Here is a 26,574-nt window from a genome sequence, read left to right on the forward strand (position 1 = left end):
TGAAGAAGACCCGCCAAGACGAGAATCCAAAGCCTCGTTCCGATTCAATCGGAACGGAAAAGGCTCCAGGTGAAGCCGCTCGCAGGAAACAACAATGCCCGATAAGGTGCTGGTCTATTCGCGCTTTCCCAGAAACGAGCTGGTGCGCTTCGGCGAGCGCTACGAACTGCTGAATGCCGCGGGCAAACGGCCGACCGAGATGTTTCCGGCGGCCGAGCTCGGCGAGATCCGGGCCATGATCACATCGGGTGGGACGACACTCGGCGGCGAGGCGATGGACATGCTGCCGAAGCTTGGCGCGATCATCTGCTACGGCACCGGCTATGAGGGGATCGATCTTGCCGCCGCCGCGAAGCGCGGCATTGCGGTCGGCCACAGCCCCGGCGCCAATGCCGCATCGGTTGCCGACATCGCGGTGACGCTGATGCTGGCGGCTGCGCGCCGCCTGCCGGTCGCCGACAATTACGTCCGCAGCGGCGACTGGATCGCCGCCAAGCCGTCGCCGATGATGCGGCCGCAGGCCGGCATGCGCGGCCGCAAGGTCGGCGTGTATGGTCTCGGCGAGATCGGCCGCAAGATCGCGGCGCGGGTCGCTGCGTTCGAGACCGAGGTCGGTTATTTCAGCCGGTCACGGCAGGACGTGCCGTATCAGCACTTTCCGAGCCTCAAGGCGCTCGCCGACTGGTGCAGCGTGCTGATGATCGCGGTGCGCGCCGGCGCGGACACGGTTCACGCCGTCAATGCCGACATCCTAGGCCGGCTCGGCAGCAGCGGGATCGTGGTCAATATCTCGCGCGGCTCCGTCATCGACCAGAAGGCGCTGGTCGCAGCGCTGACCGATGGCGCAATCGCCGGCGCCGGCCTCGACGTGTTCGCCAAGGAGCCCCACGCGCCGGACGAACTGACGGCGCTGCCGAACGTCGTGCTGTCGCCGCATATCGGCGGCCACACCCTGGAATCGCACGTGGCGATGCAGGACTGCGTGCTCGCCAATCTCGAGGCGTTCTTCGCCGGCAAGCCGCTGCCGTTTGAGGTAAGGGGCGCCTGAGCGGCTGGCGGTTCCGACCTCGGAACCGGTTCCCCGGCCGCCATGTGAAACTGGTCTGAAATTTGCTCTTGGCAAGCAGGGCGGGACCGGTTACATAGCGGCTTCCGGGCGTGCTGGCACTTGCTGGCATGTCCGTGCTCGCATTCCGAAAACCTGAGGTGATAGGAGATCATTCCTTTCCGCATGTCCGCAAGGATGCTCGAAAGGAAGGAAACCCGTCGCCTCCAACGGAATGAGAGCAGGGCGTTCGGCTCCGGCCGATAGCCCGATCCTGTCCGAGACTGCAGGCGCCCGCGAGAACTTCGTGTTTTCAACGGCTTAATCGTATGGCCTGCATAGACGGGTGAAGACCGGATTTTGTGCTCCACGTCGCGGCCTGTTCGCGGCTGGGAGGCTGGTTTGGTTCGAACCTCGACAGCCCATGGCCGCAAGGCTCTGGGAGGGCAGGCTTCTAGATGTCGTCTTGCCCGGCATGTCCGAAGGGGTCTTGCGCCCAACGGATCAGGTTTAGGGCGGGACGATGGGTGCAACCCGGCGGTCCTGCCTTCGCGGAAAGGCCGCCAACCGGAAAGAGCTTGCTGTGGAACGAGCGGCAAAAAGAGAGTCGGTCGAACAACTCAACGAGGTCTTCAAGACCACGTCGGTTGCGATCGTTGCTCATTATTCCGGCCTCACCGTGGCCCAGATGCAGAAGCTGCGCATGCAGATGAAGCAGGCGGGTGCGTCGGTGAAGGTCTCGAAGAACCGTCTCGCCAAAATTGCTCTTGAAGGCACTGACGTCGCTGCCATCGGCTCCCTGCTGAAGGGACCGACCGTGATCGCTACTTCGAACGATCCGGTTGCGGCGCCAAAGGTTGCCATCGAATTCGCCAAGGCGAACGAGAAGTTCGTCATCCTCGGCGGCTCGATGGGTAAAACCGTCCTGAATGTCGACAGCGTGAAGGCGCTTGCCTCACTGCCGTCGCTCGACGAACTGCGCGGCAAGATCGTTGGCCTCATCGTGGCGCCGGCGACCAAGCTCGCTCAGCTGTCGAACGCGCCTGCGGCCAAGCTCGCACGCGTCATTCAGGCTCATGCCTCAAAGAGCGAAGCGGCCTGACCCTTCGCTAATCTCAAACCTGGTTCGAACCAAACGTTTAAGGAAACAGATCAATGGCTGACTTGCAGAAAATCGTCGACGACCTCTCGAGCCTCACCGTGCTCGAAGCCGCCGAACTCGCCAAGCTCCTCGAAGAAAAGTGGGGCGTGTCCGCCGCTGCCGCCGTTGCGGTTGCCGGTCCGGCTGCCGGCGGTGCTGCCGCTGCTCCGGCTGAAGAGAAGACCGACTTCACCGTCGTGCTGGCTGCCGCCGGCGACAAGAAGATCGAAGTCATCAAGGAAGTCCGCGCCATCACCGGCCTGGGCCTGAAGGAGGCCAAGGACCTCGTCGAAGGCGCTCCGAAGCCCGTCAAGGAAGGCGTCAACAAGGACGAAGCCGACAAGATCAAGGCCCAGCTCGAGAAGGCTGGCGCCAAGGTCGAGCTCAAGTAATGCGCGATCCGGGAGCGCCGCAGGGCGCTCCCGGGCCATGCAAACGGCGTGCGACAGGTTGTCGCGTGGCGCGCCGGACACAAAAAAGTGTGGGGATCCGTGGACTTAACCCTCGAATCTCCTTTATTGCCATCCCATATCGGGTTGGCAGCAGAAAAACACGGTAGGCGGCGGGGGCGGCAGGGCACCCGGCGGAAGCCGTTGGGAGACAGTCAGATTTCGGGCTTTTTCAGTCCGTAAAGCGGAGCGTTTGGACGAGCGGGTGCAGTGATGCGCCTCGCGCGTCGTTTTGCGTTCTGGAGGTGATGGGGCCGGGCCGGGGATTTAATTCCTGACTTTGCGCTTCGTTCCTTCGGGACGATTCGAAATTCAACCCGGGGGCGATGGCAATCGCGTCCCGGAAGGTTCGCCCCACAAAGGCGACGAAAATGAGAGGCCACGATGGCGCAGCAGACATTCACCGGTCGCAAACGCGTACGCAAGTTTTTCGGTCACATCAAGGAAGTCGCCGAGATGCCGAACCTCATCGAGGTTCAGAAGGCATCCTACGACCAGTTCCTGATAAGGGTTGACGAGCCGGCCGGCGGTCGCCTCGACGAGGGCCTGCAGGCGGTATTCCGCTCGGTATTTCCGATCTCGGACTTCTCCGGCACCTCGATGCTCGAATTCGTCCGCTACGAGTTCGAACAGCCGAAGTATGACGTCGACGAGTGCCGCCAGCGCGGCATGACCTTCGCTGCGCCGCTCAAGGTGACGCTGCGCCTCATCGTGTTCGATATCGACGAGGAAACCGGCGCCAAGTCGGTGAAGGACATCAAGGAGCAGGACGTCTACATGGGCGATATCCCGCTCATGACGATGAACGGCACCTTCGTCGTCAACGGCACCGAGCGCGTCATCGTCTCGCAGATGCACCGTTCGCCCGGCGTGTTCTTCGACCACGACAAGGGCAAGACCCATTCGTCCGGCAAGCTCTTGTTTGCCGCGCGCGTGATTCCGTACCGTGGTTCCTGGCTCGACATCGAGTTCGACGCCAAGGACATCGTGTTCGCGCGCATCGACCGCCGCCGCAAGCTGCCCGTGACCTCGCTGATGTACGCGCTCGGTCTCGACGGCGAGCAGATCCTGTCGACCTTCTACAAGAAGATCACCTATAAGCGGACCAAGGACGGATGGCGCGTGCCGTTCGACGCCAACCGCTTCCGCGGCTACTCGACCATCAACGACCTGATCGACGCCGACACCGGCAAGGTGGTGCTCGAGGCCGGCAAGAAGCTGACCGTGCGCAGCGCGCGCCAGATGCAGGAAAAGGGCCTCAAGGCGCTGCGGATGTCGGACGAGGAGCTCGTCGGCAACTATCTCGCCGAGGATCTCGTCAACCCGAAGACCGGTGAAATCTACGCCGAAGCCGGCGAGGAGATCACCGAGAAGTCGCTCAAGGTGCTGAACGAGCAGGGCTACAAGGACCTGCCGCTGCTCGACATCGACCACGTCAATGTCGGCGCCTACATCCGCAACACGCTGTCGGCCGACAAGAACTTGACGCGCGAGGACGCGCTGTTCGACATCTACCGCGTGATGCGTCCGGGCGAGCCGCCGACGCTGGATTCGGCGCAGGCGATGTTCCAGTCGCTGTTCTTCGATGCCGAGCGCTACGACCTCTCAGCGGTCGGCCGCGTCAAGATGAACATGCGCCTCGAGCTCGATGCGCCCGACACCCATCGCACGCTGCGCAAGGAAGACATCCTGGCGGTCATCAAGACGCTGGTCGACCTGCGCGACGGCAAGGGCGAGATCGACGACATCGACCACCTCGGCAACCGCCGGGTGCGCTCGGTCGGCGAGCTGATGGAGAACCAGTACCGGATCGGCCTGCTCCGCATGGAGCGCGCCATCAAGGAGCGTATGTCGAGCGTCGATATCGACACCGTGATGCCGCAGGACCTGATCAACGCCAAGCCGGCGGCTGCCGCGGTGCGCGAGTTCTTCGGTTCCTCGCAGCTGTCGCAGTTCATGGATCAGACCAACCCGCTGTCGGAGATCACCCACAAGCGGCGCCTGTCGGCGCTTGGCCCGGGCGGTCTGACCCGCGAGCGTGCCGGCTTCGAAGTCCGCGACGTGCATCCGACGCATTACGGCCGAATCTGCCCGATCGAAACGCCGGAAGGTCCGAACATCGGTCTGATCAACTCGCTGGCGACGTTCGCGCGCGTCAACAAGTACGGCTTCGTCGAGACGCCCTATCGCAAGATCAAGGACGGCCGGGTCACCGACGAGGTGGTCTATCTGTCGGCGATGGAAGAGGGCCGCTACCGCGTCGCGCAGGCCAATGTGCCGCTCGATGCCAAGGGCCGCTTCACCGACGACCTGGTGGTCTGCCGTCATGCCGGCGAAGTGCTGCCGGTGACGCCGGACAAGGTCGACTATATGGACGTGTCGCCGAAGCAGCTGGTTTCGGTCGCCGCGGCGCTGATCCCGTTCCTCGAGAACGACGACGCCAACCGCGCGCTGATGGGCTCGAACATGCAGCGCCAGGCGGTGCCGCTGGTTCGCGCCGAGGCGCCGTTCGTCGGCACCGGCATGGAGGGTGTGGTCGCCCGTGACTCGGGCGCGGCGATCGCCGCGCGCCGCTCGGGCGTGATCGACCAGATCGACGCCACCCGCGTCGTGATCCGCGCCACCGAGGATCTCGATCCGACCAAGTCGGGCGTCGATATCTACCGGCTGATGAAGTACCAGCGCTCCAACCAGTCGACCTGCATCAACCAGCGTCCGCTGGTGAAGGTCGGCGACATTGTCAAAAAGGGCGACATCATCGCGGACGGTCCGTCGACCGATCTCGGCGAGCTCGCGCTCGGCCGCAACGTGCTGGTCGCGTTCATGCCGTGGAACGGCTACAACTTCGAAGACTCGATCCTGCTCTCCGAGCGGATCGTGAAGGACGACGTGTTTACCTCGATTCATATCGAAGAATTCGAGGTGATGGCCCGCGACACCAAGCTCGGTCCTGAGGAAATCACCCGCGACATCCCGAACGTTTCGGAAGAAGCGCTGAAGAACCTCGACGAAGCCGGTATCGTCTACATCGGTGCGGAAGTTCGCGCCGGCGACATCCTGGTCGGCAAGATCACGCCGAAGGGCGAGAGCCCGATGACGCCGGAAGAGAAGCTGCTCCGCGCCATCTTCGGCGAGAAGGCCTCCGACGTCCGCGACACCTCGCTGCGCGTGCCTCCGGGCGTGCAGGGCACCATCGTGGAAGTCCGCGTGTTCAACCGCCACGGCGTCGACAAGGACGAGCGTGCGCTGGCGATCGAACGGGAAGAGATCGAGCGTCTGGCCAAGGACCGCGACGACGAGCAGGCGATTCTGGACCGCAACGTCTACAACCGCCTCGCCGAGCTGCTGGAGAACCGCCAGGGCATCGCCGGCCCGAAGGGCTTCAAGAAGGATACCAAGATCACCCGTGCGGTGCTCGACGAGTATCCGAAGTCGCAGTGGTGGCTGTTCGCCTCGCCGAACGACAAGCTGATGGCCGAGATCGAGGCCATGCGGAAGCAGTACGACGAGTCGAAGAAGGGCCTCGAGCAGCGCTTCCTCGACAAGGTCGAGAAGCTGCAGCGTGGCGACGAGTTGCCGCCCGGCGTGATGAAGATGGTCAAGGTCTTCGTCGCGGTGAAGCGCAAGATCCAGCCCGGCGACAAGATGGCCGGCCGTCACGGCAACAAGGGCGTGGTGTCGAAGATCGTGCCGATCGAGGACATGCCGTTCCTCGAGGACGGTACGCACGCCGACATCGTGCTCAATCCGCTCGGCGTGCCTTCGCGCATGAACGTCGGTCAGATCCTTGAGACCCATCTCGGTTGGGCCTGTGCCGGCCTCGGCAAGCGCATCGGCCAGACCATCGACGCCTACTATCAGAAGCAGGATCTCAAGCCACTGCGCGAGACCCTGAAGAAGATCTATGGCGAGGATGAAACCATCAAGTCGCTGAACGACAACGAGCTGGTCGAACTCGGCCGCAATCTGAGCCACGGCGTGCCGATCGCAACGCCGGTGTTCGACGGCGCCAAGGAAGCCGACATCGAGGAGATGCTGAAGCTCGCGGGCTTCGACGCCTCCGGCCAGTCGACCGTCTATGACGGCCGCACCGGCGATGCGTTCGATCGCAAGGTGACGATGGGCTACATCTACATGCTCAAGCTGCACCATCTCGTGGACGACAAGATCCACGCGCGTTCGATCGGTCCGTACTCGCTCGTCACCCAGCAGCCGCTGGGCGGCAAGGCGCAGTTCGGCGGCCAGCGCTTCGGCGAAATGGAGGTCTGGGCGCTGGAAGCCTACGGCGCCGCCTACACGCTGCAGGAAATGCTGACCGTGAAGTCGGACGACGTCGCCGGCCGTACCAAGGTGTACGAGGCGATCGTGCGCGGTGACGATACCTTCGAGGCCGGCATTCCGGAATCGTTCAACGTGCTGGTCAAGGAAATGCGCTCGCTCGGCCTCAACGTCGACCTGCACAATTCCAAGGTGGGACCGGCGCCGACGTCGGAAGCGGCCGAGTAACGCGATGATTTACGCCCGGCGCGAAAGCGCCGGGCCTTCGCGCTCCGCTCGGACGTTGAGTGGGGCGCGCGTTGAATAAAAGTTTCGAATTTGCTGCCGGTGACGATCGGCACGCGAGGAGAAGACCATGAATCAAGAGATTATGAATCTTTTCAATCCGACGACGCCGGCTCAGGTCTTCGACCAGATCCGGATTTCGATCGCGTCTCCGGAGAAGATTCTGTCCTGGTCCTACGGCGAGATCAAGAAGCCGGAGACCATCAACTACCGCACCTTCAAGCCGGAGCGTGACGGCCTGTTCTGCGCGCGCATCTTCGGGCCGATCAAGGACTACGAGTGCTTGTGCGGCAAGTACAAGCGGATGAAGTACAAGGGCATCATCTGCGAGAAGTGCTCGGTCGAAGTGACGCTGTCGCGCGTCCGGCGCGAGCGCATGGGCCATATCGAGCTGGCGGCGCCGGTCGCTCACATTTGGTTCCTGAAGTCGCTGCCGTCGCGCATCGGCCTCTTGCTCGACATGACGCTGAAGGATCTCGAGCGGATCCTGTACTTCGAATACTACGTCGTTCTCGAGCCGGGTCTGACCGCGCTGAAGGACCGTCAGCTGCTGTCGGAAGACGAGTATCTGAAGGCGCAGGACGAGTACGGTCAGGACAGCTTCACCGCCATGATCGGCGCTGAGGCGATCCGCGAGCTGCTCAAGGGGCTCGAGCTCGAGAAGCTCGAGGCGACGCTGCGTGCCGACATGGCGGAGACCGACTCCGACATCAAGCACAAGAAGCTCGCCAAGCGTCTGAAGATCGTCGAGGCCTTCCGCGTCTCCGGCAACAAGCCGGAATGGATGATCATGACGGTCGTGCCGGTGATTCCGCCGGACCTGCGCCCGCTGGTGCCGCTCGACGGCGGCCGGTTCGCGACCTCGGACCTCAACGACCTGTATCGCCGCGTCATCAACCGCAACAACCGCTTGAAGCGGCTGATGGAGCTGCGTGCGCCCGACATCATCATCCGCAACGAAAAGCGCATGCTGCAGGAGGCCGTCGACGCGCTGTTCGACAACGGCCGCCGCGGCCGCGTCATCACCGGCGCCAACAAGCGCCCGCTGAAGTCGCTCGCCGACATGCTGAAGGGCAAGCAGGGCCGGTTCCGCCAGAACCTGCTCGGCAAGCGCGTCGACTATTCGGGCCGTTCGGTGATCGTGGTCGGTCCCGAGCTGCGCCTGCATCAGTGCGGCCTGCCGAAGAAGATGGCGCTCGAGCTGTTCAAGCCGTTCATCTACTCGCGGCTCGACGCCAAGGGTCTGTCCACCACTGTGAAGCAGGCCAAGAAGCTGGTCGAGAAGGAGCGTCCGGAGGTCTGGGATATCCTCGACGAGGTGATCCGCGAGCATCCGGTGCTGCTCAACCGCGCGCCGACGCTGCACAGGTTGGGCATCCAGGCGTTCGAGCCGGTGCTGATCGAGGGCAAGGCGATCCAGCTGCATCCGCTGGTCTGCGCCGCCTTCAACGCCGACTTCGACGGCGACCAGATGGCCGTGCACGTTCCGCTGTCGCTGGAAGCGCAGCTGGAAGCGCGCGTCCTGATGATGTCGACCAACAACATCCTGCATCCGGCGAACGGCCAGCCGATCATCGTGCCATCGCAGGACATCGTGCTCGGCCTCTACTACGTCTCGATCATGCGCGAAGGCCTGCCCGGCGAGGGCAAGATCTTCGGCGACATGGCCGAGCTCGAGCACGCCCTGCATTCGAAGGTCATCCACCTCCACACCAAGATCAAGTACCGGTGGGAAGGCCTCGACGAGGAAGGCAAGATGTCCAAGCGGTGGATCGAAACCACCGCCGGCCGCGTCATGCTCGGCAACCTGCTGCCGAAGAGCACCAAGATCTCGTACGACATCATCAACAAGCTGATGACTAAGCGCGAGATCTCGGGCGTGATCGACCAGGTCTACCGTCACTGTGGTCAGAAGGAGACGGTGATCTTCTGCGATCGCATCATGGCGCTCGGCTTCTACAACGCCTTCAAGGCGGGCATTTCGTTCGGCAAGGACGACATGGTCGTGCCGGCGTCGAAGTGGAAGATCGTGGACCAGACCCGTACGCTGGCGAAGGATTTCGAGCAGCAGTACAATGACGGCCTGATCACTCATGGCGAGAAGTACAACAAGGTCGTCGACGCCTGGTCGAAGGCCGGTGAAGAAGTCGCCAAGGCGATGATGAAGGAGATCTCGTCCACCAAGAAGACGGCGGCGGGCGCGGATGCCGACATCAACTCGATCTACATGATGGCGCACTCCGGTGCGCGTGGTTCGCCGGCCCAGATGCGCCAGCTCGCCGGCATGCGCGGCCTGATGGCCAAGCCGTCGGGCGAGATCATCGAGACGCCGATCATTTCCAACTTCAAGGAAGGTCTGTCGGTGCTCGAGTACTTCAACTCGACCCACGGCGCCCGCAAGGGCCTCGCGGACACCGCGTTGAAGACCGCGAACTCCGGCTACCTGACCCGCCGTCTGGTCGACGTCGCGCAGGACTGCATCATCACGCAGACCGATTGCGGCACCAAACTCGGCATCAAGATGCGCGCCATCGTCGATGCCGGCACGGTCGTTGCCTCGCTCGGCTCGCGCATCCTGGGCCGTACGGCCTGCGATGACGTGCGCGATCCCGCCACCAACGAGATTGTCGTCAAGCGCGACACGTTGATGGAGGAGACCCATGTCGACGCGATCCAGCAGGCCGGCATCCAGGAGGTGAAGATCCGCTCGGCGCTGACCTGCGAGCTGATCAACGGCATCTGCGCCAAGTGCTACGGCCGCGATCTGGCCCGCGGCACCCCGGTCAACCACGGTGAGGCCGTCGGCGTCATCGCGGCGCAGTCGATCGGTGAACCCGGCACGCAGCTGACGATGCGCACGTTCCATATCGGCGGCGCAGCCCAGCTCAACGAGCAGTCGTTCGTCGAATCGAACTTCGACGGCAAGATCGTGATCAGGAACAAGGCGATCGCCCGCAACAGCGAAGGCAACCTGGTCGCGATGGTGCGCAACATGGTCGTTGCGATCGTCGATGCTGACGGCACCGAGCGTGCAACCCACCGTATTCAGTACGGTTCGAAGATGCACGTCGACGAAGGCGACATGGTCAAGCGCGGCCAGCGCATCGCGGAGTGGGATCCCTATACCCGCCCGGTGCTCACCGAAGTCGAGGGCACGATCGGTTTCGAGGATCTGGTCGAAGGCCAGTCGATCTCGGAAACGCTCGACGAGTCGACCGGTATCGCCAAGCGCGTGGTCATCGACTGGCGCACGACGCGCGGCGGTTCGGACCTGCGTCCGGCCATCGTGGTCAAGGGCAAGGACGGCAAGGTGATGAAGCTCGCGCGTGGCGGCGATGCCCGCTACATGCTGTCGGTCGACGCCATTCTGTCGGTCGACATCGGCGCGAAGGTGATGCCCGGCGACATCCTGGCGCGTATCTCGACCGAGAGCGCCAAGACGCGTGACATCACCGGCGGTCTGCCGCGGGTGGCGGAACTGTTCGAGGCTCGCAAGCCGAAGGATGCGGCGATCATCGCGGAGACCGCGGGAACGATCCGCTTCGGCCGCGATTACAAGAACAAGCGCCGCATCTCGATCGAGCCGATGGACAAGACCGAGGAGCCGCGCGAGTACCTGATCCCGAAGGGCAAGCACATCCACCTTCAGGACGGCGACATCGTCGAAAAGGGCGATTTCATCGTCGAAGGCAACCCGGCGCCGCACGACATCCTGGCGATCAAGGGCATCGAGGAACTCGCTGCCTATCTGGTCAACGAAATCCAGGAGGTTTACCGGTTGCAGGGCGTGCTCATCAACGACAAGCACATCGAGGTGATTGTCCGTCAGATGCTGCAGAAAGTCGAAGTCACCGATCAGGGCGACACCGACATGATCTCGGGCGAGCAGGTCGACAAGATCGAGTTCGACGCGCTCAACACCAAGGCCAAGGAGGAGGGCAAGAAGCCCGCCACAGGTACGCCGGTTCTGCTCGGCATCACCAAGGCGAGCTTGCAGACCCGCTCCTTCTTCTCGGCGGCGTCGTTCCAGGAGACCACGCGCGTGCTCACCGAAGCTGCCGTCAACGGCAAGGTGGACCCGCTCGAAGGCCTCAAGGAGAACGTCATCGTCGGCCGCCTGATTCCGGCCGGCACCGGCGCCTCGATGGCGCGGATCCGCGAAGTCGCGGTCAAGCGCGACAAGCTGATCCTCGACGAGCGCGAGAAGCAGCAGGCGGCGATCGTGCCGACGGCTCCGGAAGCGGAGCCGCTGGCGCTGCCGCCCGCGGAATAGGCATCCGCAAGACTACGGGTACGACGAGAAGGCCGGCGTTTAGCCGGCCTTTTTGCTGCTTTCTTTCCCTGCTGCGGTGCAGGGACGCAGTTTGTTCATCTTTCCTTCAGGCAAAAAAGTGCCTTTGCTAGGGTGACTTAGACCGGCTGTTTGGCTCGTGCCGGAGACGACACGGAATCCATATGCTCGACTTGGCGATTGTAGGCGGCGGCCCCGGGGGGCTGATGAGCGCCTGGTATTTGAAGCGCAAACTCGGCGACCTCTGCCGCATCACCATCTTCGAGGCGTCCGATCGCCTCGGCGGCAAGATCGCCACGCGCAAATTCGACACCGCGCCTGCGATGTATGAGGCCGGCGTTGCCGAGATCTACGATTACTCGATGACGGGCCCGGACCCGCTGCGCGAGCTGATCCAGCATTTCGGCCTGCAGACGATCCCGATGGATGCCGAGCAGGTGCAGCTCGACGGCGAGCTGCTGGCCGACGTTCCCGGCATGCGCCGCAAATACGGCGCGAAGACCGCGGCCGCGATCGAGGCGTTCCGCAAGCGCTGCAGCGAGCTGGTGTCGCCGATCGAGTATTACGAGGGCGTCGGCGCCCACGACAACGAACATCCGTGGGCCTACAAGACCGCCGAGCAGATCCTCGACGAAGAGGTCGAGGACGTGACCGCCAAGCGGTTCTTCAAGGTGATGGCGCGCTCCGACCTCGCGACCGAGAGCCACAACACCAACGGCCTCAACGCGCTGAAGAACTACGTCATGGATGTCGACGGCTATATCGGCCTGTATTCGATCCAGAACGGCAACGAGCAGCTGATCGATTGCCTGCGCTCGGAGGTCAGCGCCGACATCCAGCTCAACCATCGCGTCCTCAAGGTCGGCAAGACCGCAAGCGGCCGCTACCAGCTCAACATGATGAACGGCAAGGGGCCGGAGACGCGCGACTTCGACCTCGTGCTGGTCTGCCTGCCACATTCCTGGCTCGCGACCATGCGCTGGGACGGCGAGCAGCTGCGCAAGTCGATGGTCAAGCACGTCGCCTATTTCGATCGTCCGGCGCACTATCTGCGCGTCTCGATCCTGTTCGATGAGCCGTTCTGGGGCGAGAAGATCCCGGGCGCCTGGTTCATGTCGGAAGCGTTCGGCGGCTGCTGCGTCTACAATGAGGGGGCGCGCGCCACGATGTCGGCAAGCACGGCGTGCTGAACTGGCTGATCGCCGGCTCCGACGCGCTCGCCTTCGCCAATCTCAGCGATGAGGAACTGATCGACGCCGCGCTGAAGTCGCTGCCGGCCTCGCTCGGCGATGCGCGTGCGCACTTCCTCGAGGGCAAGACCCATCGCTGGCTGTCGTCGGTCAACGCGCTGCCGGGCGGCCTGCCGGTGCGCGACGTCATGACCAACCACCGTCCCGATCCGAAGCAGCACCCCGGCATCGTGGTGGTCGGCGACTATCTGTTCGATTCGACGCTGAACGGGCTGCTCGATTCCTCCGATGCCGCGACCGACATCATCGTCACCGAGATGATGCGGCTGCGCCGCGCCCGTGCGCAGGACGAAGGCGCGCTGTCCGACAAGATCGACCGCAACTATTTCGAGAATTATCGCGGCGCCGGTCCCTACAGCGAAGTCTGGCGCAACTTCACCGACCCGGCCTATCTGACCGACCTGATCAAGACGGTGTGGGGCAGGTCGAAGGGCTACAAGCTGCTGATCGCCGGCTCCGCCAGCGGCGAGCTGGTCGGCGCGCTGCGCGAGCGCGGCATCGATGCCTGGGGCATCGAGAACAACCGCTACATCCACGGCAAGACGCCGAAGGCGCTCAAGAAGTACAACAAGCTCGGCTCGATCGCCGACATGCCGTTCAAGGACAATGAGTTCGACTTCGTGTTCGAGACCTCGCTGTGCCATCTCGGCGAGAAGCAGGTCGTGCGCGGGGTGCGCGAGCTCAACCGCGTGGTCAAGACCGGCGTCGTGTTCGCGTCGGTGACCTCGGACATGGCGCCGGCGGTGATCGATCGCTACGACCTGCTGCGCGGGGTGAAAAAGCTCGGCACCTGGTGGGAATGGTCGGAATTGTTCTTCGGCAACGGCTTCGACCTGTCGATGCACCGCCGCGACTGCACCGATGCGCTGTGGACGTTGACACTTGCCGCCAACAAAGGGCCGGGGCAGTGGTACGCCGACTCCGACAGCCTGCGCTATTCCTTCTTCGACAAGGTCGAGGCGGATCACGACGACTAGCGGCAGCGAGTGACGGCACCCCTCGCGGTCTTGCGCAAGGCGAGCGGCCCCGTCAACCAACGTCAAAGGCGGCCGTGCCGTGATCCCGAATCCACGGGACCGCGCGCCGCGCCGTTCCAAACGCTTTGCCGAATTCGTTGTGATCGCATAGGATTGTACTGGCAGCATTCGCCGCTGCGGTTTCGATTTGCGGTCATGCCGGCCGTGGAGCAACGGTTGGTTTCATGGCGCCAAGACCTCCTGCATCAGACGATCCGAATCGATCGGCGGCCGACGATCCCGCGCTGAAGAAGAAGTCTGCGGCCGCGGCCGGTCCGCCTGCGGCAACGGCCTCCGCCAAGCCCGCCGCCGCGCCGGCCGATGACGACGATGATGAGGACGAGGACGACGAGTTCGAGCTCGACGACGATGATGACGAGGACCTCGTCGTCTTCACCGCCAGGGAAGCCGCCGGCGCGCTCTCCACGATCTTCAGCTTCGTCAAGCCGATCCTGACCAACTACAAGAAGCCGCTCGCCTTTGTCGCGATCGGCGTGCTGGTCGAGACGTTGTTCAACGTCATCATGCCGCTCAGCCTGAAATTCCTGATCGACGACGCGCTCGGCGAGGAGGATTTCCAGGCCCTTTACAAGATCCTCGGCGTGCTCGCGGTCGCCGGCATCGTCACCTCGATCATCGCGGTTTGGTACGAGCGCTGGGATGCGCGGCTTGGCGCGGGCATCATCGCCGACGTCCGGACCCGCATCTTCGACCACGTCCAGAACCTGCCGTCAGCCTATTTCGCCCGCACCAAGCGCGGCGAGATCCTGTCGCGTTTCTCGATCGATCTGTCGGCCTTCGAGGGCTCGGTCAAGACCTTCGCCAACAGCGCGGCGCTGCCGGGCCTCGAGCTGATCGCCGGCATCATCCTGATGCTGTTCCTGAACTGGCAGCTTGCCGTGGTCGCCTTGCTGGTGTTTCCGATCACGCTGATCGGGCCGCGCATCCTGACGCCGAAGGCGGTGCTGGCCAATTACGAGCAGAAGCAGAACGAAGCCGCGCTGCTCGGCATGGTGCAGGAGAACGTCGCTGCCCAGGCGGTGGTGAAGGCGTTCAACCTGCAGCGCCGGGCGCTCGGCTGGTTCACGCTGCGCAACCGCGACGTCCGGGCCAAGGCCGCGTCAGCCATGTTCCTGTCGACCATGGTGGAGCGCACCGTCACCATTTCGGTGCTGCTGCTTCACCTCGTGGTGCTGGCGATCGGCGCCTATCTCGCCACCAAGGGGCAGATCACGGTCGGCACCTTCGTGACCTTCGAGAGTGCATTCTGGGAGGTGTCGTACAACATCGCCCATCTCATGCATTTCATCCCGGTATCGATCCAGTCTGCGGCGGCAGTGCGGCACATCGAGGAGCTGCTCGACGAGCCGACCCGCGGCGCCGACCGCCCCGGCGCGCCGGATCTGCCGCGCATCACCAACGACATCTCCTTCGACCGCGTCACCTTCCAGTATGAGGGGGCGCAGACGCCGGTGCTCGACAATCTCAGCCTCAAGCTCAATGCCGGCAAGAGCATTGCGATCGTCGGTCCCAGCGGCTCCGGCAAGAGCACGCTGATCAACCTGATCCTGCGGCTCTACGTGCCGGACGAGGGCCGCGTTGCCATTGACGGCGTCGACATCCGCCGGGTCACGCGCGAGTCGCTGCGGGCCAGCATGGCGGTCGTGTTCCAGGAGAACATGCTGTTCAACATGTCGATCCGCGAGAACATCCGGCTCGGCAAGGAAGGGGCCACGGACGCGGAGGTCGAGGACGCCGCGAAGAAGGCCGAGATCCATCGCTACATCATGAGCCTGCCGCAGCGCTACGACACGCCGGTCGGCGAGCGCGGCGACACCTTGTCCGGCGGCCAGCGCCAGCGCATCGCGATCGCGCGCGCGATCATCCGCAACCCGTCCGTGCTGCTGCTCGACGAGGCGACCTCGGCGCTCGACCAGACCACGGAGGCGGCGATCAACCGCACGCTGCTCAAGGTCGCCAAGGGTCGCACCATGATCTGGTCGACGCACCGACTGGCCTCGGTGGTCGAGATGGACGAGATCATCGTGATCTCCGGCGGCAGGGCGATCGAACGCGGCTCGCACGAGCAACTGCTGGCCCTGAATGGCGTCTACCGCAAGCTGTGGGACGACCAGGGGCATGTCCATCACGACGCGGACGACGAGGATGACGACGACGCGGACGATGATGAAGATGACGAGGATGAAGACGACGAGGATGAGGACGAAGACGAGGCGTGAGTCCCGCGCCGCGTCGCCGGCCGGGCGCTAGAATCTTGTTTGACGCGTTTTCTTTACGCGAGCCGGTACCCACTTCGCTCGAAAACGCTCCTGCTGATCACGCCTCTACGCCCTGTCTGCGGCGTGCGGACGCCGCCGGAAGTGATTGGCGGACCGTGCCGCTGACGCTGCCTGCGGGCCGTGCAGCCGGCGCAGCGTGCCCCGGCCGAGATAGCCGAGGAAGCGCGCCCAGCGCTGGGCCTGCCAGTAGGGCCCGCTGCCGATCGACACCTCGCGGAAGTTGAATGCCTTGGCATTCGACCAGGCGTCGCACTCCGCCTTGACCGGATCGTCGTAGAACGCCGTGATCTTCTCCTCGCCCATGCCGTCGGTCGCAAGCCAGGCCGGGATATGGACGTTGCAGAGCTGGGATACGTCGGTGAACACCTTGTCGGTCCCGGTGCCGGTGACGGGGCAGGTGCTGGCGAAAGCGTCGCCGACCAGCACGACGCCGGCCTGCCGATAGCCGGTACTGACATAGACGTCGGCGGGCCTGATCTTGATGTCGCCGGCGACGTCGAACTCACCGGTGAGCCGGCGCAGCCGCGGTAGCGCGGCGTTCAGCGTCTCGACCGGATTGCGCCGCATCGCCCGCAGCCACGGATCGTCGGCCTGGCGGTAGGTGAACAGGTTGGCGCGCATCCGGTTTCCGACCGGAAACAGCGTGATGTAAGGGATGCGGTCGCTCGGCCGCTCCGAAAAGTAGGTCATGGCCGCGAACGGGAAGGCGGGGCGGCCGACGGGGACGAAATCGAAGCCGATCGAGATCGAGTGGCAGAAGCTGGTCACCAGCCGCTCGATGCCGAGCATCCGGCGCAGCCCGACATTCAGGCCGTTGGCGAGCACCACGAGGCGCGCCGAGATCTCCTCGCCGCCCGTGAGCACCAGCCGCTGCCGCTCGGAGCTGGTCGCGACATCGACGACCTTGTCGCGGATGAATTCCGCCGGCCCGGCGATCTCGGCCCGAATCGCAGTGATCAGCGCGTCGTACATGATGCCGTATTGCCGGCTCGGCTGCCGGTCGAGCAGATGGCCGAATCGCGCGATCCAGTTCTCGCCGTCGAGCGTCGCCGAACGCAGCACGGATTCGGCAATCCCGGTGCGGGCGAATCGCGCGAGCTGGAGGTCGCCGCCGATCTTTTCGACGCGGAAGTCGAACGGATAGACCTGATGGGGGTCGATCAGGACGGTCGGTATCCCGGCACGGCCGAGCATGGCGGCTGCGGTCGAGCCCGCAAGACCTCCGCCGATGATCGCGATGTCGGTGTACCGCATGACGTTTTCCGTGGCCGTAGACCGCAATTTTTGCGCTGCGAATGGCAAATAAAGGCTTAGTTTCGAAATTCGCCTTCAGATCCAAGTTGGGGAGAATTGTTTCTAATCATATTTTACCCGGATATAATATGATTCCGCTGACGTGCCGGAGATTCGGATTCGGGCGAGGGGAGGCGCGAAGGCTGTCAGATTTCGTCGCCCGACGAGCACTGCGAAATGCGAAATCTGCAAGCGCCAGAGGCGTTTCTTTGGTTGTCGTTTTACTTGACTTCACTATCTCTCGATTATACAAGGCGCTCACTTAACGACAGGCGGTGAGCTACGCTAGCGTCGGAACGGAACACCCTAGGGCCCTTTTTCAGGCGCCGGACGGGCACCAACCTCGACGAATGCCGCTCAAACGCTGTCGATGATAGCTAGGCAATGCCAGGACGATTTTAGTTCTCTTGAGCACGTCCTCTTGAGGGTGAATTCGGATGCATGACCTCGGTGGCGGACCGGACAGCGAGCGCTGAACGGTTCGGGATCGCGGTCCTCTGTGGCGTCGATGCGCTTTCCGCTCAGTGATGAGTGGTTGGCGCGATTTCGCTTTGCGCGGTTGCTTGTTCCGCGTCGAGCGGGCCGTACGGGACGGCTAGTCCTGAGAAGAAATTTGCGGAGCCATTCAAGGCTTTCGCGCGAACTAAAGGGTGAAGGCTGCATGCCGACGATCAACCAGCTGATCGCAAAACCACGTGAAGTGCAGAAGTCGCGCAAGAAAGTGCCGGCGCTGCAGCAGTCGCCGCAGAAGCGCGGCGTGTGCACGCGCGTCTACACCACGACCCCGAAGAAGCCGAACTCGGCGCTTCGTAAGGTCGCCAAGGTGCGCCTGACCAACGGCTTCGAGGTGATCGGCTACATCCCGGGTGAAGGCCATAACCTGCAGGAGCACTCGGTGGTCATGATCCGCGGCGGCCGCGTCAAGGACTTGCCGGGCGTGCGCTACCACATCCTCCGTGGCGTGCTGGATACCCAGGGCGTCAAGAACCGTAAGCAGCGTCGTTCGAAGTACGGCGCGAAGCGTCCGAAGTAAGCGGGAAACGATCAGATGTCGCGTCGCCATTCTGCTGAGAAGCGTGAAGTTCTTCCGGATCCGAAGTTCGGGAACATCATCATTACGAAGTTCATGAACTCGGTGATGTACGCCGGGAAGAAGTCGGTCGCCGAAAACATCGTCTACGGTGCGCTCGGCATGATCGAGGCCAAGACCAAGCAGCCCCCGCTCGGCGTGTTCGAGCAGGCGCTCGAGAACGTGATGCCGACCATCGAGGTCCGTTCCCGCCGCGTCGGCGGCGCGCGACCTACCAGGTGCCGGTGGAAGTCCGCTCGGTGCGCCGTCAGGCGCTCGGCATCCGCTGGCTGATCTCGGCGGCCCGTGAGCGCAACGAGAAGACCATGACGGAGCGTCTGTCGGCGGAGCTGCTCGACGCCTCGAACAATCGCGGCAACGCCGTCAAGAAGCGTGAGGACGTGCACCGGATGGCGGAAGCCAACCGCGCCTTCTCGCACTATCGCTGGTAAGGCGATCAACGGAATTTAAGGAACAGTCTCATGCCCCGCCAACATGCCATCGAGGACTACCGCAACTTCGGTATCATGGCGCATATCGACGCCGGCAAGACCACGACCACCGAGCGCATTCTGTATTACACCGGCAAGAGCCACAAGATCGGCGAAGTGCACGAAGGTGCCGCGACGATGGACTGGATGGAGCAGGAGCAGGAGCGCGGCATCACGATCACCTCGGCTGCGACCACCGCGTTCTGGAACGGCAAGCGCCTGAACATCATCGACAACCCCCGGCCACGTCGACTTCACCATTGAAGTCGAGCGTTCGCTGCGCGTGCTCGACGGCGCCGTTTGCGTTCTCGACTCCAACCAGGGCGTCGAGCCGCAGACCGAGACCGTCTGGCGCCAGGGCGACAAGTACAAGGTTCCGCGCATCGTCTTCGCCAACAAGATGGACAAGACCGGTGCCGACTTCTTCAAGTGCCTGTCCGACATCGTCGACCGCCTCGGCGCCAAGCCGATCGCGATCCAGCTTCCGATCGGTGCCGAGAACAACTTCAAGGGTCTCGTCGACCTCGTGAAGATGAAGGGCATCGTCTGGAACGATGAATCGCTCGGTGCCAAGTTCGACTATGTCGACATCCCGGAAGATCTGGTCGAGCAGGCCAAGGAATACCGCGAGAAGATGGTGGAAGCCGCCGTCGAGCTCGACGACGACGCTTTGGCTGCCTTCCTCGACGGCAAGGAGCCGGACGAGGCGACCCTGAAGCGCCTGATCCGCAAGGCCGTGCTGACCGGCGCGTTCTATCCGGTGCTGTGCGGCTCCGCGTTCAAGAACAAGGGCGTGCAGCCGCTGCTCGACGCTGTCGTTGACTACCTGCCGTCGCCGGTCGACGTGCCCGCGATCAAGGGCACCGACGATGACGGCAACGAAGTCGTGCGCCATGCGGACGACAAGGAGCCGCTGGCGCTGCTCGCGTTCAAGATCATGGACGACCCCTTCGTCGGCACCATCACCTTCTGCCGCATTTATTCCGGCATCCTGCAGTCGGGCACCGGCGTGGTGAACTCGACCCGCGAGAAGAAAGAGCGTATCGGCCGCATGCTGCTGATGCATGCGAACAACCGCGAAGACATCAAGGAAGCCTATGCCGGCGACATCGTCGCGCTGGCTGGCCTGAAGGAAGCGCGCACCGGTGACACGCTGTGCGATCCCGACAAGCCGGTCATCCTCGAGAAGATGGAATTCCCGGAGCCGGTGATCGAGATCGCGATCGAGCCGAAGTCGAAGGCCGACCAGGAAAAGCTCGGCGTGGCGCTTGCCAAGCTCGCTGCGGAAGATCCGTCGTTCCGCGTGTCGACCGACCAGGAGTCCGGCCAGACCATTCTCAAGGGCATGGGCGAACTGCATCTCGACATCAAGGTCGACATTCTCAAGCGCACCTACAAGGTCGATGCCAACATCGGCGCGCCGCAGGTGGCGTTCCGCGAGCGCGTGACCAAGAAGGCCGAAGTCAAGTACACGCACAAGAAGCAGACTGGCGGTACCGGTCAGTTTGCCGAAGTGTCGATCGTCGTCGAGCCGAACGAGCCCGGCAAGGGCTATGAGTTCGAATCGAAGATCGTCGGCGGTGCGGTGCCGAAGGAATACATCCCCGGCGTCGAGAAGGGCCTCAACAGCGTGATGGGCTCCGGCGTCGTTGCCGGCTTCCCGGTGGTGGACGTCAAAGTGCAGCTGGTCGACGGCAAGTATCACGACGTCGACTCGTCGGCGCTGGCGTTCGAAAATCGCATCGCGGGCTGCGTTCCGCGAGGCGCTGACGAAGGGCAAGTCCGTTCTGCTCGAGCCGATCATGAAGGTCGAGGTGGTGACCCCGGAAGACTACACCGGTTCGGTCATCGGTGACCTGAATTCCCGGCGCGGCCAGATCCAGGGTCAAGACATGCGCGGCAACGCCAACGTCATCAATGCGATGGTGCCGCTCATGAACATGTTCGGTTACGTGAACAACCTGCGCTCGATGAGCCAGGGTCGCGCGACCTTCACAATGCAGTTCGATCACTACGCCGAAGCACCGGCGAACGTGTCGGCTGAAGTCCAGAAAAAGTTTGCTTGATTGTCGTTGGTTAGCAACTAACGACTGAACGGAGAGTCAAATGGCCAAAGCAAAATTCGAGCGTAACAAGCCCCACTGCAACATCGGCACCATCGGTCACGTCGACCATGGCAAGACCTCGCTGACCGCAGCGATCACCAAGGTGCTTGCAGAGACCGGCGGCGCGACGTTCACCGCCTACGACCAGATCGACAAGGCGCCGGAAGAGAAGGCGCGCGGCATCACGATCTCGACCGCTCACGTCGAGTACGAGACGAAGAACCGTCACTATGCCCACGTCGACTGTCCCGGCCACGCCGACTACGTCAAGAACATGATCACCGGTGCCGCCCAGATGGACGGCGCGATCCTGGTCGTGTCGGCTGCTGACGGCCCGATGCCGCAGACCCGCGAGCACATCCTGCTCGCCCGCCAGGTCGGCGTGCCCGCGCTCGTCGTGTTCCTGAACAAGTGCGACATGGTCGACGATCCGGAGCTGCTCGAGCTCGTCGAGCTCGAAGTCCGCGAGCTGCTCTCGAAGTACGAATTCCCGGGCGACAAGATCCCGATCATCAAGGGCTCGGCGCTCGCCGCCCTCGAAGACAAGGACAAGACGCTCGGCCACGACGCCATCCTCGAGCTGATGCGCAATGTCGACGAATACATCCCGCAGCCGGAGCGTCCGATCGACCAGCCGTTCCTGATGCCGGTTGAAGACGTGTTCTCGATCTCGGGCCGCGGCACCGTCGTCACCGGCCGTGTCGAGCGCGGCGTGATCAAGGTCGGCGAGGAAATCGAAATCGTCGGTATCCGCGACACCCAGAAGACCATCGTCACCGGCGTCGAAATGTTCCGCAAGCTGCTCGATCAGGGTCAGGCCGGCGACAACATCGGTGCGCTGCTCCGCGGCACCAAGCGCGAGGAAGTCGAGCGTGGCCAGGTGCTGTGCAAGCCCGGTTCGGTCAAGCCGCACACCAAGTTCAAGGCTGAGGCCTACATCCTCACCAAGGAAGAGGGCGGTCGTCACACCCCGTTCTTCACCAACTACCGCCCGCAGTTCTACTTCCGCACCACCGACGTGACCGGCGTTGTGCACCTGCCCGAAGGCACCGAGATGGTGATGCCGGGCGACAACATCGCGATGGAAGTGCACCTGATCGTGCCGATCGCGATGGAAGAGAAGCTGCGCTTCGCGATCCGCGAAGGCGGCCGCACCGTCGGCGCCGGCGTCGTCGCCGCCATCATCGAGTAAGGGTGGATCAGTCAGTTTGCAGCGGGTGGGTTTGCCCACCCGCAGCTCACCACTCGCTATTCGCTAATTGCGCGACGAAGAAAGAGATACGGCAATGAACGGCCAAAACATTCGCATCCGTCTCAAGGCGTTCGACCATCGAATCCTCGATACGTCGACCCGTGAGATCGTGAACACGGCGAAGCGCACCGGTGCGCAGGTTCGCGGACCGATTCCGCTGCCGACCCGCATCGAGAAGTTCACCGTCAACCGTTCGCCGCACGTTGACAAGAAGAGCCGCGAGCAATTCGAGATGCGCACTCACAAGCGCCTCCTCGACATTGTCGACCCGACCCCGCAGACCGTCGATGCGCTGATGAAGCTCGACCTGGCCGCCGGTGTCGACGTCGAGATCAAGCTCTAAGGTTTTGGATTTTTACGTCCGCCGCTTGCGGACAGAAAAGACAGGAAGCACGCCGATGCGCTCCGGAGTGATCGCACAAAAGGTCGGGATGACGCGGGTCTTTACGGAGACCGGCGAGCATATCCCTGTGACCGTGCTGAAGTTGGGCAACTGCCAGGTGCTGGGCCACCGCACGACCGAGAAGAACGGCTATGTCGCTCTTCAGCTCGGCTCGGGTGCCCGCAAGACGGTGTACATGCCGAAGGCCGAACGCGGCCAGTTCGCGGTCGCCAAGGTCGAGCCGAAGCGCAAGGTCGCCGAGTTCCGCGTGTCCGAGGACGCGCTGATCCCGGTCGGCGCGGAAATCCAGGCGGACCATTTCGTGGTCGGCCAGTTCGTCGACGTGACCGGCACCTCGATCGGCAAGGGCTTCGCCGGCGGCATGAAGCGCTGGAATTTCGGCGGTCTGCGCGCCACCCACGGTGTGTCGGTCTCGCATCGTTCGATCGGTTCGACCGGCGGCCGTCAGGACCCGGGCAAGACCTTCAAGAACAAGAAGATGCCCGGTCACATGGGCGTCGACCGCATCACCACGCTCAACCTGCGCGTGGTTTCGACCGATGTCGAGCGCGGCCTGATCCTTGTCGAAGGCGCCGTTCCCGGCTCCAAGGGCGGCTGGATCTCGGTGCGCGACGCGGTGAAGAAGCCGCTGCCGAAGGAAGCCCCGAAGCCCGGCAAGTTCAAGGTTGCCGGCGGCGAAGCTGCCGAGGCTGCGGCCGAGAAGGAGGGCGTGTGAGATGGAACTGAAAGTCACCACCCTTGAAGGCAAGGACGCCGGCTCGGTTCAGCTGTCGGACGAGATCTTTGGTCTCGAGCCGCGCAAGGACATCATCCAGCGTTGCGTGCAGTGGCAGCTCAACAAGCGCCAGGCCGGTACCCACAAGGCCCAGGGCCGCGCCGACGTCTGGCGCACCGGCAAGAAGATGTACAAGCAGAAGGGCACCGGCGGCGCCCGTCACGGCTCGGCCCGCGTGCCGCAGTTCCGCGGCGGTGGCCGTGCGTTCGGTCCGGTAGTTCGCTCCCATGCGACCGACCTGCCGAAGAAGGTGCGGGCGCTCGCGCTGAAGCATGCGCTGTCGGCCAAGGCCAAGGACGGCGGGCTGATCGTGATCGACAATGCGCAGCTCGAGGCCGCCAAGACCAAGGCGCTGCTCGGTCACTTCTCGGGCCTCGGCCTGACCAACGCGCTGATCATCGACGGTGCGGAGCTGCACAACGGTTTCGCGACCGCGGCCCGCAACATCCCGAACATCGACGTGCTGCCGATCCAGGGCATCAACGTCTACGACATTCTCCGCCGCCACAAGCTGGTGCTGACCAAGGCTGCGGTTGATGCGCTGGAGGCGCGCTTCAAATGAAGAACATCGATCCGCGCCACTACGACGTCATCATCTCGCCGGTCGTGACGGAAAAGGCGACGCTCGCCTCCGAGCACAACAAGGTTATGTTCAAGGTCGCCGGCAAGGCGACCAAGCCGCAGATCAAGGAAGCGGTCGAGAAGCTGTTCGACGTCAAGGTGAAGAGCGTCAACACTCTCGTTCGCAAGGGCAAGACCAAGGTGTTCCGCGGCAATCTCGGCTCGCAGTCGGACTCCAAGCGCGCGATCGTGACCCTTGAAGAGGGCCACCGCATCGACGTGACTACCGGACTATAAGGCGCAACGACGATGGCATTGAAAACCTACAATCCCACGACGCCGGGCCAGCGCCAGCTGGTCATGGTCGATCGTTCGGCGCTCTACAAGGGCAAGCCGGTGAAGACCCTGACCGAGGGCAAGCTCGGCAATGGCGGTCGCAACAACACCGGTCGCATCACCGTGCGTTTCCGCGGCGGCGGCCACAAGAAGGCCTACCGCACCGTCGACTTCCGCCGCGACAAGGTGGACATGCCGGCGGTCGTGGAGCGGCTCGAGTACGATCCGAACCGCACCGCGTTCATCGCGCTGATCAAGTATCAGGACGGCGAGCTGGCCTACATCCTGGCGCCGCAGCGTCTGGCGGCGGGCGACACCGTCGTCGCCGGCAACTATGTCGACGTGAAGCCGGGCAACGTCATGCCGCTCGGCAACATGCCGGTCGGCACGATCGTGCACAACATCGAGCTGAAGATCGGCAAGGGCGGCCAGCTGGCGCGCTCCGCCGGTACCTATGCCCAGATCGTCGGCCGCGACCAGGACTACGTGATCGTCCGCCTGAACTCGGGAGAGCAGCGTCTCGTGCACGGCCGTTGCCGCGGCACCATCGGCGCGGTCTCGAACCCGGATCACATGAACATCTCGATCGGCAAGGCCGGTCGTACCCGCTGGCTCGGCTGGCGTCCGCACAACCGCGGCGTCGTCATGAACCCGATCGATCACCCGCACGGCGGTGGTGAAGGTCGTACCTCGGGCGGTCGTCACCCGGTCACTCCGTGGGGCAAGCCGACCAAGGGCAAGAAGACCCGCACCAACAAGTCGACCAACAAATTCATTCTCCTCAGCCGCCACAAGCGGAAGAAGTAAGGAACGCCGGACATGGTTCGTTCAGTCTGGAAAGGCCCGTTCGTCGAGGGTTCTCTGCTCAAGAAGGCAGATGCCGCGCGCGCGTCCGGCCGTCACGACGTCATCAAGATCTGGAGCCGTCGCTCCACCATACTGCCGCAGTTCGTCGGCCTGACCTTCGGTGTCTACAACGGCCAGAAGCATGTGCCGGTGGCGATCAACGAGGAAATGGTGGGTCACAAGTTCGGCGAGTTCTCGCCGACCCGGACCTTCCACGGCCACTCGGGCGACAAGAAAGCCAAGAAGGCTTGAGGAATAGACGATGAGCAAACCAAAGCGCGAACGTAGCCTCGCGGACAATGAGGCCAAGGCCGTCGCCCGCATGCTGCGCGTCAGCCCGCAGAAGCTCAACCTGGTGGCGCAGCTGATCCGCGGCCGCAAGGCATCGGCTGCGCTCGCCGACCTGCAGTTCTCGCGCAAGCGGATCGCGGTCGACGTCAAGAAGTGCCTGGAATCGGCGATCGCGAACGCCGAGAACAACCATGACCTCGATGTCGACGATCTCGTCGTTGCCGAGGCGCATGTCGGCAACGGCATCGTGATGAAGCGTTTTGCTCCGCGCGGCCGTGGCCGTTCGGGCCGTGTGTTCAAACCGTTCTCGCACCTGACCATCGTGGTTCGTCAGGTCGAGGCCGAGGCAAGCGCCTAAGAAGGGCGCAGGAGAAGACGATGGGTCAAAAGATCAATCCAATCGGGCTGCGTCTCGGCATCAACCGGACCTGGGACTCCCGTTGGTTCGCCGGCAAGCAGGAATACGGCAAGCTCCTGCACGAGGACGTCAAGATCCGCGAGATCCTGCACAAGGAGCTCAAGCAGGCGGCTGTCGCCCGCATCGTGATCGAGCGCCCGCACAAGAAGTGCCGCGTGACGATCCACTCGGCCCGTCCGGGCGTCGTGATCGGCAAGAAGGGCGCCGATATCGACAAGCTGCGCAAGAAGGTTGCCGACATTACCTCGTCGGACGTCGTGATTAACATCGTCGAAATCCGCAAGCCGGAGCTCGATGCGACCCTGGTCGCTGAATCGATCGCCCAGCAGCTTGAGCGCCGCGTTGCGTTCCGCCGCGCCATGAAGCGCGCCGTGCAGTCGGCGATGCGTCTCGGTGCCGAGGGCATCCGCATCAACTGCTCGGGCCGTCTCGGCGGCGCCGAAATCGCGCGCATGGAGTGGTATCGCGAAGGTCGCGTGCCGCTGCACACGCTGCGCGCCGACGTCGACTACGGCGTTGCCACCGCATTCACGACCTTCGGCACTTGCGGCGTCAAGGTCTGGATCTTCAAGGGCGAGATCCTCGAGCACGATCCGATGGCCCAGGACAAGAAGATGGCCGAGGGCGACAACACGCCGCGTTCGCGCCGCGACGCCGCTTGAGGCAAAGCAGGAATTTG

At 63.4% G+C, this 26,574-nt stretch carries 17 protein-coding genes and 3 pseudogenes; 19 read left to right on the forward strand and 1 reads right to left on the reverse strand.

Annotation, left to right across the window (positions count from 1 at the left end; all coding sequences use genetic code 11):
- Positions 1-94: 94 nt before the first annotated feature.
- The 7 genes and pseudogenes from ACVWW1_RS06565 to ACVWW1_RS06595 all read left to right on the forward strand — a co-directional run bounded on the left by ACVWW1_RS06565 (position 95) and on the right by ACVWW1_RS06595 (position 15,995).
- Positions 95-1,048 (forward strand): 2-hydroxyacid dehydrogenase, encoded by a 954-nt coding sequence (locus tag ACVWW1_RS06565; RefSeq protein WP_456655271.1) that lies wholly within the window; start codon positions 95-97, stop codon positions 1,046-1,048.
- A 580-nt stretch (positions 1,049-1,628) separates the two neighbouring features.
- Positions 1,629-2,147, forward strand: a complete 519-nt coding sequence (rplJ, locus tag ACVWW1_RS06570; protein WP_456655272.1) for a 50S ribosomal protein L10 — start codon at positions 1,629-1,631, stop codon at positions 2,145-2,147.
- 53 nt (positions 2,148-2,200) lie between these two features.
- Positions 2,201-2,578, forward strand: coding sequence for a 50S ribosomal protein L7/L12 (gene rplL, locus ACVWW1_RS06575; RefSeq protein WP_050420389.1), 378 nt, complete (start codon positions 2,201-2,203; stop codon positions 2,576-2,578).
- A gap of 441 nt (positions 2,579-3,019) precedes the next feature.
- Positions 3,020-7,141: a DNA-directed RNA polymerase subunit beta gene (rpoB, locus tag ACVWW1_RS06580; protein ID WP_456655273.1), complete on the forward strand. Its 4,122-nt coding sequence runs from the start codon at positions 3,020-3,022 to the stop codon at positions 7,139-7,141.
- Between the two features lie 127 nt (positions 7,142-7,268).
- Positions 7,269-11,471 (forward strand): DNA-directed RNA polymerase subunit beta', encoded by a 4,203-nt coding sequence (rpoC, locus tag ACVWW1_RS06585; protein ID WP_176530640.1) that lies wholly within the window; start codon positions 7,269-7,271, stop codon positions 11,469-11,471.
- A gap of 182 nt (positions 11,472-11,653) precedes the next feature.
- Positions 11,654-13,716 (forward strand): annotated as a pseudogene (locus ACVWW1_RS06590) (FAD-dependent oxidoreductase).
- Positions 13,717-13,940: 224 nt separating this feature from the next.
- Positions 13,941-15,995, forward strand: coding sequence for an ABC transporter ATP-binding protein (locus tag ACVWW1_RS06595; protein WP_456655274.1), 2,055 nt, complete (start codon positions 13,941-13,943; stop codon positions 15,993-15,995).
- A gap of 105 nt (positions 15,996-16,100) precedes the next feature.
- Here the strand turns inward: ACVWW1_RS06595 and ACVWW1_RS06600 are convergent, their stop codons facing one another.
- Positions 16,101-17,309, reverse strand: a complete 1,209-nt coding sequence (locus ACVWW1_RS06600) for an FAD-dependent oxidoreductase (protein ID WP_456655275.1) — start codon at positions 17,307-17,309, stop codon at positions 16,101-16,103.
- A 700-nt stretch (positions 17,310-18,009) separates the two neighbouring features.
- On the opposite strand from ACVWW1_RS06600, the gene rpsL reads away from it, so the two are divergent.
- The 12 genes and pseudogenes from rpsL to rpsC all read left to right on the forward strand — a co-directional run bounded on the left by rpsL (position 18,010) and on the right by rpsC (position 26,557).
- Positions 18,010-18,381: a 30S ribosomal protein S12 gene (gene rpsL, locus ACVWW1_RS06605; RefSeq protein WP_028168167.1), complete on the forward strand. Its 372-nt coding sequence runs from the start codon at positions 18,010-18,012 to the stop codon at positions 18,379-18,381.
- Between the two features lie 15 nt (positions 18,382-18,396).
- A pseudogene (gene rpsG / locus ACVWW1_RS06610) lies at positions 18,397-18,869 on the forward strand (30S ribosomal protein S7).
- A gap of 30 nt (positions 18,870-18,899) precedes the next feature.
- Positions 18,900-20,974: pseudogene (gene fusA / locus ACVWW1_RS06615) on the forward strand (elongation factor G).
- Positions 20,975-21,014: 40 nt separating this feature from the next.
- Positions 21,015-22,205: an elongation factor Tu gene (gene tuf / locus ACVWW1_RS06620; RefSeq protein WP_176530645.1), complete on the forward strand. Its 1,191-nt coding sequence runs from the start codon at positions 21,015-21,017 to the stop codon at positions 22,203-22,205.
- A gap of 94 nt (positions 22,206-22,299) precedes the next feature.
- Entirely contained in the window at positions 22,300-22,608 is a 309-nt protein-coding gene (rpsJ, locus tag ACVWW1_RS06625) for a 30S ribosomal protein S10 (protein ID WP_002712302.1), read from the forward strand.
- 55 nt (positions 22,609-22,663) lie between these two features.
- The gene (gene rplC, locus ACVWW1_RS06630; protein ID WP_429033509.1) at positions 22,664-23,383 is read left to right on the forward strand and encodes a 50S ribosomal protein L3; all 720 of its coding nucleotides are present in this window, start codon (positions 22,664-22,666) and stop codon (positions 23,381-23,383) included.
- Between the two features lies 1 nt (position 23,384).
- On the forward strand, positions 23,385-24,005 hold the full coding sequence (rplD, locus tag ACVWW1_RS06635; RefSeq protein WP_173637158.1) for a 50S ribosomal protein L4: 621 nt from the start codon (positions 23,385-23,387) through the stop codon (positions 24,003-24,005).
- Positions 24,002-24,301, forward strand: a complete 300-nt coding sequence (locus ACVWW1_RS06640) for a 50S ribosomal protein L23 (RefSeq protein ID WP_092114992.1) — start codon at positions 24,002-24,004, stop codon at positions 24,299-24,301. Before rplD ends, ACVWW1_RS06640 begins: the two co-directional genes overlap by 4 nt.
- Before the next feature lie 12 nt (positions 24,302-24,313).
- Complete coding sequence (gene rplB / locus ACVWW1_RS06645) at positions 24,314-25,147, forward strand: 50S ribosomal protein L2 (protein ID WP_021081655.1); 834 nt, start codon at positions 24,314-24,316, stop codon at positions 25,145-25,147.
- A 12-nt stretch (positions 25,148-25,159) separates the two neighbouring features.
- The gene (gene rpsS, locus ACVWW1_RS06650; protein WP_018272137.1) at positions 25,160-25,438 is read left to right on the forward strand and encodes a 30S ribosomal protein S19; all 279 of its coding nucleotides are present in this window, start codon (positions 25,160-25,162) and stop codon (positions 25,436-25,438) included.
- A 10-nt stretch (positions 25,439-25,448) separates the two neighbouring features.
- Positions 25,449-25,835 carry a 50S ribosomal protein L22 gene (rplV, locus tag ACVWW1_RS06655; RefSeq protein WP_018272136.1) on the forward strand — a complete coding sequence of 129 codons (387 nt, stop codon included), beginning with the start codon at positions 25,449-25,451 and terminating at the stop codon, positions 25,833-25,835.
- A 20-nt stretch (positions 25,836-25,855) separates the two neighbouring features.
- Positions 25,856-26,557: a 30S ribosomal protein S3 gene (rpsC, locus tag ACVWW1_RS06660; RefSeq protein ID WP_018272135.1), complete on the forward strand. Its 702-nt coding sequence runs from the start codon at positions 25,856-25,858 to the stop codon at positions 26,555-26,557.
- Positions 26,558-26,574: the final 17 nt, after the last annotated feature.

It is taken from the genome of Bradyrhizobium sp. JR3.5, from assembly GCF_054057015.1.